This is a genomic window from Noviherbaspirillum sp. (assembly GCF_035654295.1).
Lineage (GTDB): Bacteria > Pseudomonadota > Gammaproteobacteria > Burkholderiales > Burkholderiaceae_D > Noviherbaspirillum.
On record NZ_DASRXF010000094.1, the window covers coordinates 1 to 17,755 of the forward strand.

Annotated in this window: 14 protein-coding genes; 2 read left to right on the forward strand and 12 right to left on the reverse strand. The window is 63.4% G+C overall.

Annotated features, from left to right (window positions below; genetic code table 11):
• From VFF99_RS10090 to VFF99_RS10105, 4 genes are all read right to left on the reverse strand, one after another.
• On the reverse strand, nt 1–692 hold a 692-nt coding region (locus VFF99_RS10090; protein WP_325017453.1), incomplete at its 3' end, for a type IV pili methyl-accepting chemotaxis transducer N-terminal domain-containing protein.
• Between the two features lie 84 nt (nt 693–776).
• Nucleotides 777–1,442 (reverse strand): carbonic anhydrase, encoded by a 666-nt coding sequence (locus VFF99_RS10095; protein ID WP_325017455.1) that lies wholly within the window; start codon nt 1,440–1,442, stop codon nt 777–779.
• Nucleotides 1,443–1,452: 10 nt separating this feature from the next.
• Nucleotides 1,453–2,427, reverse strand: a complete 975-nt coding sequence (gene moaA / locus VFF99_RS10100; protein ID WP_325017457.1) for a GTP 3',8-cyclase MoaA — start codon at nt 2,425–2,427, stop codon at nt 1,453–1,455.
• 73 nt (nt 2,428–2,500) lie between these two features.
• Nucleotides 2,501–3,331 carry a hypothetical protein gene (locus VFF99_RS10105; RefSeq protein ID WP_325017459.1) on the reverse strand — a complete coding sequence of 277 codons (831 nt, stop codon included), beginning with the start codon at nt 3,329–3,331 and terminating at the stop codon, nt 2,501–2,503.
• Nucleotides 3,332–3,518: 187 nt separating this feature from the next.
• Here VFF99_RS10105 and VFF99_RS10110 point away from each other — a divergent pair, with 187 nt between their 5' ends.
• Nucleotides 3,519–3,932 (forward strand): VOC family protein, encoded by a 414-nt coding sequence (locus VFF99_RS10110; protein ID WP_325017461.1) that lies wholly within the window; start codon nt 3,519–3,521, stop codon nt 3,930–3,932.
• A 152-nt stretch (nt 3,933–4,084) separates the two neighbouring features.
• Here the strand turns inward: VFF99_RS10110 and rpoD are convergent, their stop codons facing one another.
• The 3 genes from rpoD to VFF99_RS10125 form a co-directional block, all read right to left on the reverse strand.
• Nucleotides 4,085–6,619 carry an RNA polymerase sigma factor RpoD gene (rpoD, locus tag VFF99_RS10115; RefSeq protein ID WP_325017463.1) on the reverse strand — a complete coding sequence of 845 codons (2,535 nt, stop codon included), beginning with the start codon at nt 6,617–6,619 and terminating at the stop codon, nt 4,085–4,087.
• 293 nt (nt 6,620–6,912) lie between these two features.
• Nucleotides 6,913–7,290 carry a PH domain-containing protein gene (locus VFF99_RS10120; protein WP_325017465.1) on the reverse strand — a complete coding sequence of 126 codons (378 nt, stop codon included), beginning with the start codon at nt 7,288–7,290 and terminating at the stop codon, nt 6,913–6,915.
• A 67-nt stretch (nt 7,291–7,357) separates the two neighbouring features.
• Nucleotides 7,358–7,579 (reverse strand): hypothetical protein, encoded by a 222-nt coding sequence (locus tag VFF99_RS10125; protein ID WP_325017467.1) that lies wholly within the window; start codon nt 7,577–7,579, stop codon nt 7,358–7,360.
• 169 nt (nt 7,580–7,748) lie between these two features.
• On the opposite strand from VFF99_RS10125, the gene VFF99_RS10130 reads away from it, so the two are divergent.
• Entirely contained in the window at nt 7,749–9,890 is a 2,142-nt protein-coding gene (locus VFF99_RS10130) for an FG-GAP-like repeat-containing protein (RefSeq protein WP_325017469.1), read from the forward strand.
• Between the two features lie 151 nt (nt 9,891–10,041).
• Here VFF99_RS10130 and VFF99_RS10135 read toward each other — a convergent pair whose 3' ends face one another.
• From VFF99_RS10135 to VFF99_RS10155, 5 genes are all read right to left on the reverse strand, one after another.
• The gene (locus VFF99_RS10135; RefSeq protein ID WP_325017471.1) at nt 10,042–10,788 is read right to left on the reverse strand and encodes a peptidylprolyl isomerase; all 747 of its coding nucleotides are present in this window, start codon (nt 10,786–10,788) and stop codon (nt 10,042–10,044) included.
• 21 nt (nt 10,789–10,809) lie between these two features.
• On the reverse strand, nt 10,810–11,493 hold the full coding sequence (gene narI / locus VFF99_RS10140; RefSeq protein WP_325017473.1) for a respiratory nitrate reductase subunit gamma: 684 nt from the start codon (nt 11,491–11,493) through the stop codon (nt 10,810–10,812).
• A 129-nt stretch (nt 11,494–11,622) separates the two neighbouring features.
• A complete protein-coding gene (gene narJ, locus VFF99_RS10145) occupies nt 11,623–12,288 on the reverse strand; it encodes a nitrate reductase molybdenum cofactor assembly chaperone (protein WP_325017475.1) in 666 nt (221 codons plus the stop codon).
• A 79-nt stretch (nt 12,289–12,367) separates the two neighbouring features.
• Nucleotides 12,368–13,924, reverse strand: coding sequence for a nitrate reductase subunit beta (gene narH / locus VFF99_RS10150; RefSeq protein ID WP_325017477.1), 1,557 nt, complete (start codon nt 13,922–13,924; stop codon nt 12,368–12,370).
• A 27-nt stretch (nt 13,925–13,951) separates the two neighbouring features.
• Complete coding sequence (locus VFF99_RS10155) at nt 13,952–17,647, reverse strand: nitrate reductase subunit alpha (protein WP_325017479.1); 3,696 nt, start codon at nt 17,645–17,647, stop codon at nt 13,952–13,954.
• Nucleotides 17,648–17,755 lie beyond the last annotated feature (108 nt).

Here is a 17,755-nt window from a genome sequence, read left to right on the forward strand (position 1 = left end):
TCGACGGTCAGCCGGGCGCTGAAATCCTTTTCCGTCATCTTTTCGATGCCGCCCCGCAGGCGCTCGACGGGTTCGACGATCAGCAGGAACATCAGGTAGATGATGGCGACCGTGCCGCTCAGCGCCAGCGCAACCAGGGCCATCTGCCAGGCGCGCAGCCAGAAGGTGCGCATCTCGCTGTCGCGTTCGATCGCCTTGACGAGGTCATCGACATCGCGCACGAAGCTGTCCACCTCGCCCTGGAACTGCCGCCACGCGGCCGTGCGTACGTGCGGATCGTCGCCGATCACGTCCACGGCGAGCGCCTGTATGGTTTTGTGCCAGCGGGCCGAGACCTGCTTGAAGGAGTTCTGGATGCGCGCGGTCGGCGGCAGGAACAGCGGCCGCTGGGGATCGCCGCGCTGCAGGCGCTTGAAGGCGTCGTTGATCGCCTGCAGCTTGCCGGTCACGGCAGAGCGGGTCTGCAGGCTCGCGTGCTCATTGACCGCCCGGCCCAGCAGTACGTTGAGGTGGTAGCTGTGCATGCGCAGGCTGCCGGTCTCGTTGATGGCGGCCGAGCTGCCCTCCAGCTGCCAGGACAGCACCAGCGTGGTGCCGATGGCCACCAGCGCCAGGCTCAGGAAGCCCAGCAGCAGGCCGACGATTTTCGTCGAGAGTCGTTGCCAGGCAGGCAAGAAGTGTTCGATGGCCATTGGCGTGTCCGTTGCTGGGGGCGGTCCCATTATTGAATGGCATTTCCCTGCAAAACCATCAACCAGGTCAAAGAAATGCGCCTTTTATGCGGCAATGCTCGCCTTTCCGGCCCGCTCAAGGGGGCAGACGAGCGGCAGGAACTCCTGCTGGCGCGGCGAATAGGCCAGCAAGGCGCCGGTGTCGATGTCGAAGTACCAGCCATGCAGGATCAGGCTGCCCTCTTCCACGCGCCGCCTGATCCACGGATAGGTCATCAGGTTGTCGAGCGAATGGAGGATGCTGGCCAGCTCGCAGGCCTTGTGCTGCTTGGGGTCGTCCTTGTGCGGCAACTCGCGCAGCACGCGCTCGCGCACCGGTTCGGCGATGCGCATCCAGCGGCCCACGAAATCGGTTTCCTCGGCGATCCGGCGCGGCGACATCAGCGCCCGGATGCCGCCGCAGCGTGCATGGCCGAGCACGATCACGCGATCCACCTCCAGCCCGCAGACGGCAAACTCGATCGCCGAGGTCACGCCCGGGGGCGCATCCGGCGTGCATGGCGGCACGAGGTTGGCGATGTTGCGGATGACGAACAGCTCGCCCGGATCGCTGCCGGTCAGCAGCGCCGGGTCGACGCGCGAGTCGCAGCAGCCGATGACCAGCGTGGCCGGCTTCTGCCCTTCGCGCAGGCTGGCGAAGCGCCCCGGCTCCGCAAGGTATTGCTGCTGGAAACGGCTGAAGCCGCGGATGAACTTTTCGATGTCCTGCATGATGGCCACCTTATCCCCCGGTCTGGGCCATGAAGCGGACGATCTTGGAAGGCCGTTCCCGGAATTCGTGTTGTTGCGGCTTCAGTTCGATCGCGGACCGGATCGCCGCTTCCAGCTCCAGATCGCTTGCGCCGTCCCTGAGCAAGGGGCGGAACTCGAATTTCTCTTCCTGCCCGAGGCAGAGGTAGAGCGTGCCATCCACCGACAGGCGCACCCGGTTGCAGGTGGCGCAGAAGTGTTGCGACATCGGCGTGATGAAGCCGACACTGGCCTTGCCGTCCGCCGTGGCGAGATAGCGCGCGGGCCCGCCGCCCAGTTCCACCGCCTGCGGCTGAAGGCTGAATTTCTCCGCCAGCCGCGCCTGGACCGGGCCGAGGTCGAGGAAGCCGGTGCCGCGTCCGGTCTCTCCCATGGGCATGGCTTCGATCAGGCGCAGGATGAATCCATGCGCGATGCAGAACTCGACCATCGCATCGATCTCGCCCTCATTGATGCCCTGCATCGCCACCATGTTGATCTTGATCGGATCGAACCCGGCTGCCTTGCCCGCCATGATGCCGTCGAGGATCTGGTCGAGGCTGTCGCGGCCGGTGATCTTTTCCATGCAGCCGCGGTCCAGCGAATCCAGGCTGACGTTGATGCGCGAGACGCCCGCTTCCTTCAGCGCGGCCGCATGGCGTCCTAGCCGGGTGGCATTGGTCGACAGGGACAAATCGCGGATGCCGGGCAGATGCGCGATGCGCGCCGCCAGTTCGGGCAGGTTGCGGCGCAGGAGCGGCTCGCCGCCGGTGAGGCGCACGCGCGAGGTGCCCAGGCGCGCGAACACGGACAGCAGGCGCTCGATCTCGTCAAACGTCAGCCAGTGCTTCGGTTCTTCGAAGCCCTTGAAGCCTTTCGGGATGCAATAGGTGCAACGCAGGTCGCAGCGATCGGTCACCGAAAGACGCAGGTAATCGATGGATCGGCCGAAACGGTCGCTTAACATCCTTACTCCCCGGTGGATTTACTTGAAAACCATTGTATCGGGAGGGATAGCGCTTGGAAGTTGGTATGTGGAGCTAATGCGTATAGTTCTTTGGAACTATGGGAGCCTGTGCATCCAGTAGCGCATCGACCGGCGCCCACGGCTGCTCAGCCTTGCGCATGGCGCGCAGGCGCAGCGCCAGCCAGAGGACGGCGCCGGCAAGGACGAGGCCGGACAGGATGCCGAACACGAGCATGCTCACGCGGGACCCGCCCTCGCGCTGCCCGGATGCAAGGCCGCGCGCCGCTTTCAGTTGCAGGGGTTCGCTCGCGCCGGCCGGTGTTGCGAAGGCGGGCCTTTGCGGTACCAGCATGGAGGCGAGCTTCATGCGCCAGGTTTCGTTGATGGTGACAAGGATATCGGCGAACGGTTTGGCGGCCGGAACAGCGGCCTCCGTGGCACGGACTTTCCGCGGCGCCGGTGCCGCCGCTTCTTCCTTCGGAAGTTCGAGCGCGGGAGCAACCGTAGGCGGCGCGACATCGAGCAGCAGCCCGTACTCCCGCCGCTCCCCGGCGCCGCAGGTATTCTCAATCGCCACCATGCCGGCCGGTTCGTCTACCGGATTGCCGCCGGAGATCAGGAGCGTCGACGCATTCGCCGAATGCTGCAGCGTCACTTTCAGCGGCGCCACCACCTCGCGGTTCAGGTTCAGGAGCGCCGCCTTGAAGCAGGCCGGCGTGCTGGAGCGGGCGTCGTCGCCCGTCAGCGGGGCGCTGGCCTTGAGCTGCCGTCCGAGCCAGGAATGGACGCGCAGCTCGCCCAGTTCGGCCGAAGCTGCGTGCGGCGCATGGCAAAAAAACAAGACCGCGCCAAGTACAACCCCCCTCAGGGGCAACAGCAGCGCAATGTGGACCTTGTTCGGCATGGGGACGGCCTGTCTGTTCTTCGGCAACGCTGCCGAGTGTACAAGAATATCGGGAGGAAACTCGATTTTTCACGAACGGGGAAAAAATCCGCGCGCTCGTGTCGATTCCCGCGCATCCCGAACGTCGTACCCATGCAGGCCCACTTATCCTGCACAACCAACTTCAGGTCAACGAGAGGAGAGTTCCATGCAAGTCCAGCCCTATCTGTTCTTCAACGGCAACGCCGAAGAGGCATTCGCGTTCTATCGCCGTGTCCTTGGCGCGGAAGTGACGGAAATGATGCGCTTCAAGGACGCACCGGAATCGCCGCCGCCGGGCGCCATCGCACCCGGATCGGAAAACAAGATCATGCATGCCAGCCTGCGCATCGGATCGTCGACCATCATGGCTTCCGATGGCCATTGCTCGGGCCAGGTGGAGTTCAAGGGATTTTCGCTGTCCGTCGATTTTCCCGACGAGCAGAGCGCACGCAAGGCCTTCGAGGCGCTTGCGGAAGGAGGTACCGTGCAAATGCCGATCGGCAAAACCTTCTTTTCCCCCTGCTTCGGGATGGTGACGGACCGCTTCGGTGTGGGATGGATGACCATCGTGCTCCCGTAATCCGGTGCACAATGAGGATGCCGCGGGCGCCTGCAGTCCCAGGTGTGAAGGTGCGCGCCACTCGCCAGCGTATGGTCGGAAGAGATCGCCCGACACAGTGGCGCGCACATAGCAGCCGGAGTAACGACCGGCCGCCCGTGGCCTGATATTGCTTAACGGCCGTCGAGGAAGGCGCGCAGCTTGTCCGCGCGCGTCGGATGGCGCAGCTTCGCCATGGCCTTCATCTCGATCTGGCGCACGCGCTCGCGCGTGACTTCGAGCTGCTTGCCGATCTCTTCCAGCGTGTGGTCGCTGACGGTATCGAGGCCGAAGCGCATGCGCAGCACCTTCTGCTCCTTCGGCGACAGGTCTTCCAGCACCTCCAGGATGGCGCGCTGCATGCCGGTGTACATGGCGCTCGCTTCCGGCGACAGCGTGGTGTCGTCGCTGATGAAGTCGCCCAGCATGGCGTCGCCGTCGTCGCCGGCCGGCGCATCCAGCGATGCCGGCTCCTTGGCGATCCGCTGCACTTCCTGCACGCGTTCCACGGTGATGCCCATCTTCTCCGCCAATGTCGCCGCGTCCGGCTCTTCCCCGGTGGACACGACGATTTGCCGGATGATCCGGTTCATCTTGTTGATCGTCTCGATCATGTGCACCGGTACGCGGATGGTGCGCGCCTGGTCGGCAATGGCGCGCGAAATGCTCTGGCGCACCCACCACGTCGCATAAGTCGAGAACTTGAAGCCGCGGCGGTATTCGTACTTCTCCACCGCGCGCAGCAGTCCGATATTGCCTTCCTGGATCAGGTCCAGGAATTGCAGGCCGCGGTTGACGTATTTCTTCGCGATCGAGATCACCAGGCGCAAATTGGCCTGCGTCAGTTCGCGCTTGGCTTCCATTGCGCGGCGCTCGCCGGCAAGCATATGCCTGCTGATGTCGCGCAGCTCGTTCAAGGGCAGGCCGGCGCGTGCCTCGACATCGGCCAGCTTGGCCTGCAATTCACGCACTGCGGGCATCCGCCGCGCAAGCGCCGCGCTGTACGGATAGGCATTGTCGACTTCGCGCTGCGCCCACTCCAGGTCGGTCTGGCTGTCGGCGAATGTCTTGATGAAACGCTCGCGCGGCATGCCGCACTGGTCCACCACGATCAAGGCGACCTGCCGTTCAATCGCGCGCACTTCGTCCATCTGCTGGCGCACGATGGCGCACAGCTTGTCCACGGTCTTGGGCGTGAAACGGATGCCGAGCATGATCTGCGTAATCGCCTCGGCGCCGCTTCCGCTGGCAGCGTGCTCCGCGATGGCGGCGAACTTGGCCAGGGCAAGCGCGCGGATCCGTTCCAGCTGCTCGGCGGAGCGGCCCGGGTCGTCGGTTTCGGCGACCAGGTCTTCATCCTCGTCGTCCAGGTCCTCGGCATCGTCGTCGGCGCGCGCCGCTGCCGGCACCGCGTCCTCCAGTTCCACCAGGCCGTCGACCACGTCGTCCACGCCCAACTGGCCCTTTTCAATCTTTGCCGCCAGTCCCAGCAGCTCGGCCACCACCGCGGGGCTCGCCGAAATGGCGCCGATCATTTCCTGGCGGCCGTCTTCGATGCGGCGCGCGATCTCGACCTCACCTTCGCGGGTCAGCAATTGCGTCGTTGCCATTTCGCGCATGTACATGCGCACCGGATCGGTGCTGCGGCCGTAATCTTCGTCGCCGGACAGCGCGGTCGCTGCCACGGCCTCGACTTCATCGTCGCTCGCCGCCGACACCACGCGGTCCGACAGCAGCAGCAAGGCGTCGTCCGGGGCCTGGTCGACCACGGAAATGCCCATGTCGCCGATGGTCTGCATGATTTCGGCGATGGTTTCGCTGTCGATCACATCGTCGGGCAGATGGTCGTGGATCTCGGCGTGCGTCAGGTAGCCGCGCTCCTTGCCGAGCTTGATCAGAACCGCGAGCTGCTTGCGATGCTTGTCCAGCCCCTCGTCCGCCTGCTTGCCGCCGGTCTTCGCGCGGCGCACCTTTGCCGCGCGCTGTTCCGCGTATTCGGCGGCGTTCCACTCGGCGACTTCCTCGCTGTCCAGGACCACCGTCGAGGGTTTGCGGCCGGCACGGCTGGCCGGCGCCGCTTCGATGCTTTCGGCGGCAGGCGCAGGCACGGGCGCCGGTGCAACCGGCTCAGCCTTGGCTGCAGGCGCGACCGCAGGCGCTTCGCCCTTGATCGCCTTCTTGACGACACGGACCTTGCCTTTCGGCTGTACTGCAGGCTGTACCGGGTCGGCGGCAGGTACGACGGGTTCGGGCTGCGCCGGTGCGGCTTCGACAACCGGCACAGGCGCAGCCGGCGCGGCCTCGGGCTGGAACGACGCGACGAGGCGCGAACGCTTCCTGACGACGACGGGCGCGGGAGCAGCCGGAGCAGTGCTTGCGGCATCTGCCTCGACCGCGGCAGCCGATTCCTCCGCGGCCGGCGCCGTCACGGCGTCCGCCGGTTGGGCTTCTTCCGTCTTCACTTCCACCGGCTTGGCTTCCTCAGGCTTGAGAGGCGCAGGCGGAACCGCCAGGCGCGAGCGCCGCACGACGATGGTCGGTGCACGCGTTGCGCCTGTCTCTGCCGATGCGCCGGCTGCGGACTCCGGTGCGGACAACGAACTCTCTACAACAGTGGCCGGCCGCGGTGCGCGCGCCGACAAGGTCAAAGTCTTCAGATTCTTGTTCATCAATACACATCTAGCCAGCCACGGACCTTGCGCCATATGGAATGGCCGGCGCGCGTTCATGCGCAGCCTGCAGGGGCAATGGCAAATTCAACTGCAACCGCCAAAACACGCTCCTGGCCGGACTGACGGCCGGGTATGGAAACGCGTACGTTCGTGAGAGTGTATTTGGCGGGGAAGTAACTGGTTTTGCCGAAAGGCAAAAAGGATCGGGATTATAACGAACTTCGCCGAATCGCATCATTGATTTCATTCGTCGCGCGCAGTTCCCGCGACAGATGCGCTTCTTTCGCGTGCTACCTCAGGACGTAACTCGCCAGCACAGCCTGCACTTCATAAATGCTCAGCCGCTTGTTGAACTGCTTCTGGATCGGCGCAGGCACGCCCGATATCCAGATCTTCAGCTCGGCTTCGAGATCGAAATGGCCGGCGGTTTCAACGCTGAAGTGCGTGATGCTCCGGTAGGGAATGGAATGGTATTCGACCTTGCTGCCGGTCAGGCCTTGTTTGTCGACCAGCACGAGGCGCTTGTCGGTAAACACGAAATAATCCCGGATGAGCTGGTAGACGTGTTCTACCCGCTCTCCGGGAGCGAGGATGCGGCTGAATTCCTGTTGCACCGTTGCGGCGTCGATCTTCGACGCGTTACCCAGCAAACCATCGAGCAGGCCCATTGCGAGTCTCCTTTGGTTGACAGCATGCGCCGGCGCCGCCGGCAGGATCAGGAAAGCAGTATGCCCGTCAGGCGGGGCAAAGCGCCGGCGCGCCTGTCGCCATCCGTTCCACCGGTTCGCCCTGCTTGTCGAAATCGATGCGCGCGACCCACTGGTCATGCAGGCTTTGCAGCGGGACGATGCATTCGCCCGACGCCATGCCATGGCTGCGCGCCCAGCGGCGGATGTAATCGTCGGTGCTCCAGATGCCGGGTGTTACCTTCGTGCGGTGTGTTGCGTCGTTTGGCAAGATCATTTCCTCCTCATGAGCCGCATAGATGAGGACGCCTTCGCAAAATGCAATGGCTGTCTCGATCCGGATAGCAGTTTCGATGCAAATCCGCGCCCGGCGTTCCATCCGCGCCCCGCATGCTTATTGTTATACTAACTTTCCTGCAATCAACTCCCCCGCTGCCGCGATGCCGACTCTGTCCTCCTACTACACCGCGATCCAACTGGCCCCCGCCGACACCACGTTCCGGCCGAAAGACTTGTTCACGCCGACCACGGAAGACGTCAACGGCGATGGCAAGACCGACCTGCTGGTGCTCGGCTCGTTCTACCCCGGATTGTCAAACAATTATTCCCCGCAGCCGGCCCGTCTTTTCCTGGGCGACGGCAAAGGCGGATTCACGCCGGCCAGCGAAGCAGTGATCAAGACGACGGCGGTGGGTGTGCACCCGCGCAAGGCGCTGTTTGCCGATTTCAACGGCGACGGCCGCAAGGACATGTATATCGCCGACCACGGCTGGGACACCGAACCCTTCCCCGGCGCCCAGAACAGGCTGTACCTCTCTCGCGCCGACGGTGGCTGGGACGACGCCTCGACCGGCCTGCCGCAACAGAGCGACTTCACCCACACCGCAGCCGCCGGCGACATCGACGGCGACGGCGACAACGACATTTTCGTCGGCAACGGCTACCCCGCGCAGGCAAAAATCCTGCCCTACATGCTGATCAACGATGGCAAGGGCAATTTCACGCCGACACAGGCCAATATTCCGGTGCAGTCCGGCCAGACCCTCGATACGCTCACCTCGCACAACTTCCCCGGCGCCACCCTGACCGACCTGAACGGCGACGCGCTTCCGGAATTGATGGTGACCGCCGACGCCAATGCCTCCTTCAATGCGCTGCGCCAGACCATCATCCTCTGGAACCAGGGCGGCAAATATTCGCAGGACGCAATGACGCAACTCGCGGCGCCCGCCGGCCTGCCGGCCTATATTGCGCTCGACATCCAGAAGATGGACTTCAACGGCGACGGCAGGCTGGACCTGGTGCAGGTGGGCACGAACGGCAGCCCGTTCTACGACGGCGCCTTCATCCAGTTGCTGCGCAACGACGGCAACAACGTGTACACCGACGTCACCGCCGAGTCCATGACAGCGGCGGAGGCAATGACTTCCGTGCCGGGCCAGACGAAGGGCAACCCGTGGGCGATGTGGGTCAAGGTCATCGACTTCAACAACGACGGCGTGATGGACTTCAGCGTCGAGTACAACGGCGGCAACCTGAAGGCCAGCACCCCGCTGGTGTGGCTCAACGACGGCAGCGGCCATTTCACCACCCTCAAGGCCAGCGACTTTGTCGCCGCCGGCGATGAATGGATGCTCGGCTCGGGACACCTCTACAAGACGGACAACGGCTACAGCGTCCTGAACACGCAATACTACGGCCCGGACGGCCTGCTGGTCGGCGGCTACCTCGCCTCCCAGCAATACAAGGGAAACCCTGCCTGGTACTTCACCGGGGGCGCTTCGGACGATCAGTTGAGCACCACCGCGACCGACAACACCATCGACGGCGGCGCCGGCACGGACAAGGTCGTTGCGGCCGGCGCACGGAACAACTACGCCATCACCAAGATCGCCGGCGGATTCAAGCTGCAGGACAGCAAGGGCACGGACGGCACCGATACGCTGAAGAATGTCGAGCAGATCCGTTTCACCGACATGACGGTGGACCTCACCATAGGCACCAACGCCGCCACGATCCCGGCCGCCAGCCTCAAAACGCTGCAGGAACTGTACGTCGCCTTCTTCAACCGAGTGCCGGATGCGGACGGGCTGAACTACTGGATCACGCAGTTCAAGAATGGCCAATCGATCAACAGCATCGCGGAAAGCTTCTACAGCGCTGCGGTGCAGTACAGTGACTTGACCGGCTATTCCTCGAGCATGACGAATGCCGATTTCGTGAAAGTGATCTACAAGAACGTGCTTGGAAGGACCGGTGCGAGCGCCCCGGCCGAGGCCGACGTGAACTACTGGGCGGAACAGCTCGTCAACGGCAACGAAACCAAGGGATCGCTGGTGAGCACCATGCTCAACTCGGCCCACACCTTCAAGGGGAATGCGACCTGGGGCTGGGTGGCCGACCTGCTCGACAACAAGGCGGCGGTGGCCAACTACATCGCCGTGCAGCAGGGCATTTCGTACAACAGTGCATCGGATTCGATCACCAAGGGCAGCGCGATCGCGGCGGCAGTCACGGCCAACGATACTACGGAAGCGCTGAAACTGATCGGCGTCACCGATAGCGGATTCGCGCTCGGCTGACCGGAAGCACGGTGGGTTTCGCTCACGCTCTACCCACCCTACCGTCCGTTATCGATTCGAATTACCGTTCAATGTAAAGGACCGTAGGGTGGGTAGAGCGAAGCGAAACCCACGAGCGCACCACCATTCGGGGCGACGCCAATGCGCCGCATTACTGCACCAGTGGCGACGCCGCCCCTTCCAGCGTCACGCCCTGGATATCCGCCTTCCCCACAAGAATCTGCAGGTATTGGTGCAGTGCGCGGTGCCAGGTCTGCTGCATCAGGGTTTCCGCGATCTGCGCCTTGACCGCGTCGAACGTCAGCAGCTTGCCTTCGACATGCTTCATCACCTGCAAGATGTGCAGGCCGAAGCGCGTTTCCACCGGGCGGCTGGCGATCTCGCCGTCCTGCAAACGGAACAGCACGCGTTCGAATTCCGGCACCGTCTGGCCGCGCGCGAGCTGACCAAGGTTGCCGCCGAGCGCGCCTGACGGGCAGTTCGAATAGGTCTTCGCCATTTCGGCAAAGCGTTCGGGGCACCGCTGCAGTTCCTCCAGCACCGCCTCCGCCGTACCGCGCAGGAATTCCAGCGATACCTCGGGCGTGACCTGGAACAGGATGTGGCGCGCTTCCACCAGTTCGCCGTAGGTGTACCGCGCCTGGTGGTTGCGGTAATAGGCTTCGCAGGCCGCCTCATCCGCCTCGGGCACCCGAACTTCCCGGGCGAACAGGGCCTCGATGCGGGCGTCCTCATCTGCACCGTCCATTCCGAGCCGGTCTGCTTCCTGCAGCAGCAGGGTGCGCAGAACCAGCTCGTGGACGGTCTCCTTCAATGGGTTTTCCGCTCTCTGGTGGTGGACAATTTCTTTTTCGATGGCGTCATCCGTGATCTCGACGCCGTTGACGGAAATACCCATTTTCTCCTCCTCCTCGTGAAATCAGCGCGGACGCACCAGCTGATAGGCGCGGCTCAGGTAGCCGACCGACGCAAAACCGCTCCACACGTGCACCAGGCGGGTGAACGGGAAAATCACAAACAGCGACATGCCCATGAACAGGTGCACCTTGAACAGCAGCGGCGCCTCGGCCAGGAAGCTTGCCGCATCGCCGCGGAAGGTGACGATGTGCTGCGCCCATTGCATGAAGAGCGTCATCAGGTGGCCGTCCGTGTGCGAAGCGGACAGGAAGATGGTGGACAGGCCGAGCAGCAGCGTGGCCAGGATCCACAGCAGGACGATCTTGTCCTTGATGCTGGTGACGGCGCGCAGGCGGTCGTTCGCAAAGCGGCGGGCCAGCAGGGTCAGCAGGCCGACCAGGCACAGCGTGCCCATGACGCCGCCGGCGGTCATCGCGATGATCTGCTTGGCGCCGTGCGACACGCCCAGCGCATCCCATACCCAGATCGGCGTGAGCAGACCGGCGGCGTGGCCGAAGAACAGGCCGATGATGCCGATGTGGAAGCAGATATTCCCGAAGCGCAGCGAACCGCGGTGCAGCAGCTGGCTGGATTCCGACTTCCAGGTGTATTGCTCGCGGTCGAAACGGACCAGGCTGCCGAGCAGGAAGATCGCCAGCGCGATGTACGGGAAGATCCCGAAGATGAATTGATGCAGGTAGTTCATGTGTATCTCCTATTTTGGTAGTGCGTCACTCCCGGTCCTGTAGGGTGGGTAGAGCGAAGCGAAACCCACCGTCGACGATCGCCGGGGCGCCTGGCGGGTTTCGCTGCGCTCTACCCACCCTACGGTTCTTTACGCGGGTGCGGCTTGCGGCCGCTGCCTGGGATGGAAATTGATCGGCTGCACGCCGCTCGATCCGCAGCTCAGCCCCTTGTTGAGCAGCGGCTCCACGCCATCGGCGCCGGGGCCCATCGTTTCCAGCAGTTCGTCCATGTCGCGGATCGGCGGCTCGGTCAGTTCTTCCGCGGGCACCGGGCTGAGCGCTTCGATGGCGGTGAACACGACCGCGTACGGGCTGTTGTTTCCCGCCAGCTTGCGGCCGAGGTGCGCCAGCACGTGCACGGCGTCCGACAGCAGACGGTCGGCCTCGTCGCTGTCAACCTGCGACAGGAATTCGAGGAACAGCGGCACGTAGTCCGGCAGGTCGTCGGCGCACATCTGCAGGCCGTGCTTGCCGTATTCCTGCATCAGGTCGACCATCGCCTGCCCGCGGTCACGCGACTCGCCGTGGATGTGCTCGAACAAATGCAGCGAGTGCGAGGGGTTGCGGTCGAAGGTCGACACGTAGTTTTCCTGCAGCGTCAGCAGGTCCTCGCCGGCGAGATAGGCGAACAGCGGCTGCAGCGTCGCCTTCAGCTCCGGACGGGCGTCCAGCACTGCGTACAGTTCGTCGAGCGCCGCGATCAGCGGCTCGTCGGGGTACATCAGCAAGGTGGACAAGACTTGAAAGTGTTGCATGGTCATTTCCTTATTCAAGGTCGGGTACGGACGGCAAGGTGGGACGGATTGGCGGACATCCCACCCTGCCTGAGGCGTCCTACACGCCCTCCGTCTCTTTCTTCTTCCTCGACTTGGGCATGTCGACGAAGATCACCGAACCCTGCTTCTTCTTGCCGAACAGGGAATGGTCGCTCACACCGTCCGAGCAGCCGTTGCCGAAGCTGAAGCCGCAGGAGCCTTTTTCGTTGAAGCTGTCTTCGACCATTTCCTTGTGGCTGGTCGGGATGACGAAGCGGTCTTCATAGTTGGCGATGGCCATGACGTGGTACATCTCTTCCACCTCCCCCTTGGAGAGGCCGACCTGCTTGAGCACATCCGGATTCTCGATGCCGTCCACCGACTTGGCGCGCATGTAGGCGCGCATGGCGAGCATGCGGTCGAGCGCGTGGACCACCGGCGCTTCCTTGCCCGCGGTGAGCAGGTTGGCGAGGTACTTGACCGGGATGCGCAGGCTCTTGGTATCCGGAATGATGCCGTTCATTCCCATCTTGCCGGACTCGGCCGCGGCCTGGATCGGCGACAGCGGCGGGATGTACCACACCATCGGCAGCGTGCGGTATTCCGGATGCAGCGGGAAAGCCACTTTCCATTCCATCGCCATCTTGTACACCGGCGACTTCTTCGCGGATTCGAGCCAGGATTCCGGGATGCCCTGCTTGCGCGCTTCCTCGATGACCTTGGGATCGTTCGGGTCGAGGAAGAGCTTGAGCTGGGCTTCGTACAGGTCCTGCTCGTCGGCCACGGAAGCGGCGGCTTCGATCTGGTCGGCGTCGTACAGCATCACGCCGAGGTAGCGGATACGGCCCACGCAGGTTTCCGAGCACACCGTCGGCTGGCCGGCTTCGATGCGCGGGAAGCAGAAGGTGCACTTCTCGGCCTTGCCGGAAGACCAGTTGTAATAGATCTTCTTGTACGGGCACCCGGAGATGCACATGCGCCAGCCGCGGCACTTGTCCTGGTCCACCAGCACGATGCCGTCGTCTTCACGCTTGTACACCGAGCCGGACGGGCAGGACGCGACGCAGGCCGGGTTCAGGCAGTGTTCGCACAGGCGCGGCAGGTACATCAGGAAGGTATTCTCGAAGGTGCCGTAGATTTCCTTCTGCACGCCGTCGAACAGCTTGTCCTTGCTGCGCTTGGCGAACTCGCCGCCGAGGTCGTCTTCCCAGTTCGGGCCCCATTCGATCTTGTCCATCTTCTGGCCGGTGATCACGGACACCGGTCGCGCCGTCGGAGGCGTTTCCGACAGCGGCGCGTTCTGCAGGCGTTCGTAGTCGTAGGTGAAGGGCTCGTAATAGTCGTCGATGGCCGGCAGGTTCGGGTTGGCGAAGATGTTGGAAAGGATCTTCAGCCGGCTGCCCTGGCGCGGCTCGATCTTGCCGTCGCTGTTGCGCTTCCAGCCGCCGTTCCACTTGTCCTGGTTTTCCCATTCCTTCGGGTAACCGACGCCCGGCTTGGATTCGACGTTGTTGAACCATGCGTACTCCACACCGTCGCGGCTGGTCCAGACGTTCTTGCAGGTGACCGAACAGGTATGGCAACCGATACACTTGTCCAGGTTCAGCACCATGCCAATTTGTGCTCTGATTTTCATGTTTGCTCCAGAATGGTGACTGTGTGATTACGCCTTCTCTTTCAACGGCCCTTCCAGCCAGTCGACCTTCTTCACCTTGCGCACCAGCACGAACTCATCACGGTTCGAGCCGACGGTGCCGTAGTAGTTGAAGCCGTACGAAAGCTGCGCGTAGCCGCCAATCATGTGCGTGGGCTTGGTCACGGCGCGGGTCACCGAGTTGTGGATGCCGCCGCGCATGCCCGAGGTTTCCGCACCCGGCATGTTCACGATCTTTTCCTGCGCGTGGTACATCAGCGTCATGCCGACCGGAACGCGCTGGCTGACAACGGCGCGGGCGACCAGGGTGCCGTTGACGTTGAAGACTTCGATCCAGTCGTTGTCTTCGATGCCGGCTTCCTTGGCGTCGATTTCCGACAGCCACACGTGCGGCCCGCCGCGCGACAGCGTGAGCATGCGCAGGTTGTCCGAGTAGGTCGAGTGGATGCCCCACTTCTGGTGCGGCGTGATCCAGTTGAGCGCAATCTCCTTGTTGCCGTTCGGACGCTTGCCCATGATCTGGCCGGTGGTCTTGGTATTGATCGCCGGCTTGTACACGCACAGCCCTTCGCCGAACTCGCGCATCCACAGGTGATCCTGGTAGAACTGCTGGCGGCCGGTCAGGGTGCGCCAGGGGATCAGCTCGTGCACGTTGGTATAGCCGGCGTTGTAGCTGACCTCTTCGCTTTCCAGGCCCGACCACGTCGGCGAGGAAATGATCTTGCGCGGCTGCGCCTGCACGTCGCGGAAGCGGATGCTGTCGTGCTCGCGCGGGATGGCCAGGTGCGTATGGTCGCGGCCGGTAATCTTGGACAGCGCGTCCCAGGCCTTCACCGCGACATGGCCATTGGTTTCCGGCGCCAGCGACAGGATCATTTCGGCGGCGTCGATCGCGCTTTCCAGGCGCGGCTGGCCCTTGGATACGCCCTCTTCCGTCACCACCCGGTTCAGGCCGCGCAGCACATCGACTTCATGCTCGGTCTTCCAGCTGATGCCCTTGCCGCCATTGCCCACCTTTTCCAGCAGGGGGCCGATGGAGGTGAACTTCTTGTAAACATCCTTGTAGTTGCGCTCGACCACTGCCATTGCCGGCATCGTCTTGCCGGGGACCGGTTCGCATTCGCCTGCGCGCCAATCCTTCGGATCAAACGGCTGGCCGAGTTCGCCCGGGGTGTCGTGCATCAGCGGGGTCAGCACCAGATCCTTTTGCGTGCCGAGGTAATCGCCGGCGATCTCGGTGAACTTCTTCGCGATGCCCTTGTAGATTTCCCAGTCGGATTTGGCCTTCCACAGCGGCTGCACGGCTTCGGACAGCGGGTGGATGAACGGGTGCATGTCCGAGGTATTCAGGTCGTCCTTCTCGTACCAGGTCGCGGTGGGCAGCACGATGTCGCCGTACAGCGCGGTGGTCGACATACGGAAGTCGAGCACGACCAGCAGGTCGAGCTTGCCTTCGGCGGCCGGGCGCACCTTGATGTCGCGCGGCTTGACGCAGCCTTCTTCCTCGCTCATCAGCGCGTTCTGCGTGCCGAGCAGGTACTTCAGGAAGTATTCGTGGCCCTTGCCCGAGCTGCCCAGGATGTTGGAACGCCACACGAACATGTTGCGCGGGAAGTTGGCGGGATTGTCCGGATCGTCGCAGGACAGGTTCAGCTTGCCATCCTTGAGCTGCGACACGGCGTATTTCACCGGATCCAGGCCGGCGGCTTCCGCTGCACGCGTGACTTCCAGCGGATTGGTTTCCAGCTGCGGTGCCGAAGGCAGCCAGCCGAGGCGTTCCGCCTTGGCATTGAAGTCGATCATCGACATCTTGGAGAACTCGCCATCCGCCGTCGGGCACAGGATCTCGTTGCTGTGCAGCTTCTCGTGGCGCCACTGGCTGGTGTGCGCGTAGAAGAAGGAGGTGGAGTTCATCTGGCGCGCCGGACGGTTCCAGTCGAGCGCGAAGGCCAGCGGAGTCCAGCCGGTCTGCGGGCGCAGTTTTTCCTGGCCCACGTAGTGCGCCCAGCCGCCGCCGGACTGGCCGACGCAGCCGCACATCATCAGCATGTTGATGATGCCGCGGTAAGTCATGTCCATGTGGTACCAGTGGTTCAGCGCGGCGCCGACAATGACCATGCTCTTGCCACGGGTGCGGTCGGCGTTGTCGGCGAATTCGCGGGCCACGGTGATCACGTCCGCGCGCTTGACGCCGGTGTGCTTCTCCTGCCATGCCGGGGTGTAGGGGACGTCGTCGTCATAGCTGGTGGCGACATTGCCGCCGCCCAGGCCGCGGTCGACGCCGTAGTTGGCCATCGACAGGTCGTACACGGTGGCGACCAGCGCGGTCGTCCCGTCGGCCAGCTGCACCTTCTTCACCGGCACGTTGCGCAGCAGCATGTCGTTCGCATCGCGGCCGCCGAAGTAGGCGAAGCCGACGGCCGCCACGTCATCCTTGCTGTCGATCAGCGACAGTTTCGGATCGACGGGCTTGCCGCTCTTGCCTTCCTTCAGTTCCAGGTTCCACTTGCCGGACTCGCCCCAGCGGAAACCGATGGAACCGCTCGGCGCGACGATGTCGCCCGTGGCTTCGTCGATGACCAGGGTCTTCCATTCCGGGTTGTTGCTCTCGTCGAGATTGTTGGCGAGATGCGAGGCGCGCAGGAAGTAATCCGGTACGAGGTAGCCGTTCTTTTCCTTGAGCAGCACCAGCATCGGGAAGTCGGTGTACTGCTTGCCGTACTCGCGGAAGTAGGACGACTTGCCGGTGGCGTGGAATTCCTTGAGGATCACGTGACCCATCGCCATCGCCAGCGCGGCGTCGGTGCCCTGCTTCGGCGCCAGCCAGATGTCGCCGAACTTGGCCATCTCGCCGAAGTCGGAGGACACGGCAACGGTCTTGGTACCCTTGTAGCGCACTTCGGTGTAGAAATGCGCATCAGGGGTACGGGTCATCGGGATGTTGGAGCCCCACACCATCAGGTAGGTGGAGTTGTACCAGTCGGCGGACTCGGGCACGTCGGTCTGCTCGCCCCAGATCTGCGGCGAGGACGGCGGCAGGTCGCAGTACCAGTCGTAGAAGCTCATGGCCACGCCGCCGATCAGCGACAGGTAGCGGGTGCCGGCGGCATAGCTGACCATGGACATCGCGGGAATCGGCGAGAAGCCGATGATGCGGTCCGGGCCGTATTTCTTGATGGTGAACGCATTGGACGCGGCGATGATTTCGTTGACCTCATCCCACTCGGCGCGCACGAAACCGCCCTGCCCGCGCACCTTCTTGTACTTGGCGGCGCGTTCCGGATCCTGGCTGATGTATTCCCAGGCCGCGATTGGCGACATGGTCTTGCGCGCCTCGCGCCACATCTGCATCAGGCGGCCGCGCACCATCGGATACTTCACGCGCTGGGCGGAATACACGTACCAGGAATACGAAGCGCCGCGCGGGCAGCCGCGCGGCTCGTGGTTCGGCAGGTCCGGGCGGGTGCGAGGATAGTCGGTCTGCTGGGTTTCCCAGGTGATCAGGCCATTCTTCACATACACCTTCCAGCTGCACGAACCCGTGCAATTGGCGCCGTGCGTGGAGCGCACGATCTTGTCGTGCTGCCAGCGCTGGCGATAGGCGTTTTCCCAGGTGCGGTCTTCATGCACAACCGCGCCGTGGCCGTTGGAAAAGGTTTCCTTCGGCTTGCTGAAGAATTTCAGGCGGTCCAGAAAGTGACTCATGGTTTCTCCATACGTGCGCCTTTTTCGAGGCGCCTTGTTGTAACTGCTTTGGCTCTGGGTGAAGTCTACGTAGCCACCCTCGGCCTTCCTATTCGCAAGAAGTCGGTT

Excerpts from the sequence above, each read along its gene's own strand:
- VFF99_RS10130 (WP_325017469.1), top strand. The coding sequence starts at position 7,749 with ATGCCGACTCTGTCCTCCTACTACACCGCGATCCAACTGGCCCCCGCC.
- VFF99_RS10155 (WP_325017479.1), bottom strand. The coding sequence starts at position 17,647 with ATGAGTCACTTTCTGGACCGCCTGAAATTCTTCAGCAAGCCGAAGGAA.
- narH (WP_325017477.1), bottom strand. The coding sequence starts at position 13,924 with ATGAAAATCAGAGCACAAATTGGCATGGTGCTGAACCTGGACAAGTGT.
- rpoD (WP_325017463.1), bottom strand. The coding sequence starts at position 6,619 with ATGAACAAGAATCTGAAGACTTTGACCTTGTCGGCGCGCGCACCGCGG.
- VFF99_RS10110 (WP_325017461.1), top strand. The coding sequence starts at position 3,519 with ATGCAAGTCCAGCCCTATCTGTTCTTCAACGGCAACGCCGAAGAGGCA.
- VFF99_RS10105 (WP_325017459.1), bottom strand. The coding sequence starts at position 3,331 with ATGCCGAACAAGGTCCACATTGCGCTGCTGTTGCCCCTGAGGGGGGTT.
- VFF99_RS10095 (WP_325017455.1), bottom strand. The coding sequence starts at position 1,442 with ATGCAGGACATCGAAAAGTTCATCCGCGGCTTCAGCCGTTTCCAGCAG.
- VFF99_RS10135 (WP_325017471.1), bottom strand. The coding sequence starts at position 10,788 with ATGGGTATTTCCGTCAACGGCGTCGAGATCACGGATGACGCCATCGAA.
- moaA (WP_325017457.1), bottom strand. The coding sequence starts at position 2,427 with ATGTTAAGCGACCGTTTCGGCCGATCCATCGATTACCTGCGTCTTTCG.
- VFF99_RS10120 (WP_325017465.1), bottom strand. The coding sequence starts at position 7,290 with ATGGGCCTGCTCGATGGTTTGCTGGGTAACGCGTCGAAGATCGACGCC.
- narJ (WP_325017475.1), bottom strand. The coding sequence starts at position 12,288 with ATGCAACACTTTCAAGTCTTGTCCACCTTGCTGATGTACCCCGACGAG.
- narI (WP_325017473.1), bottom strand. The coding sequence starts at position 11,493 with ATGAACTACCTGCATCAATTCATCTTCGGGATCTTCCCGTACATCGCG.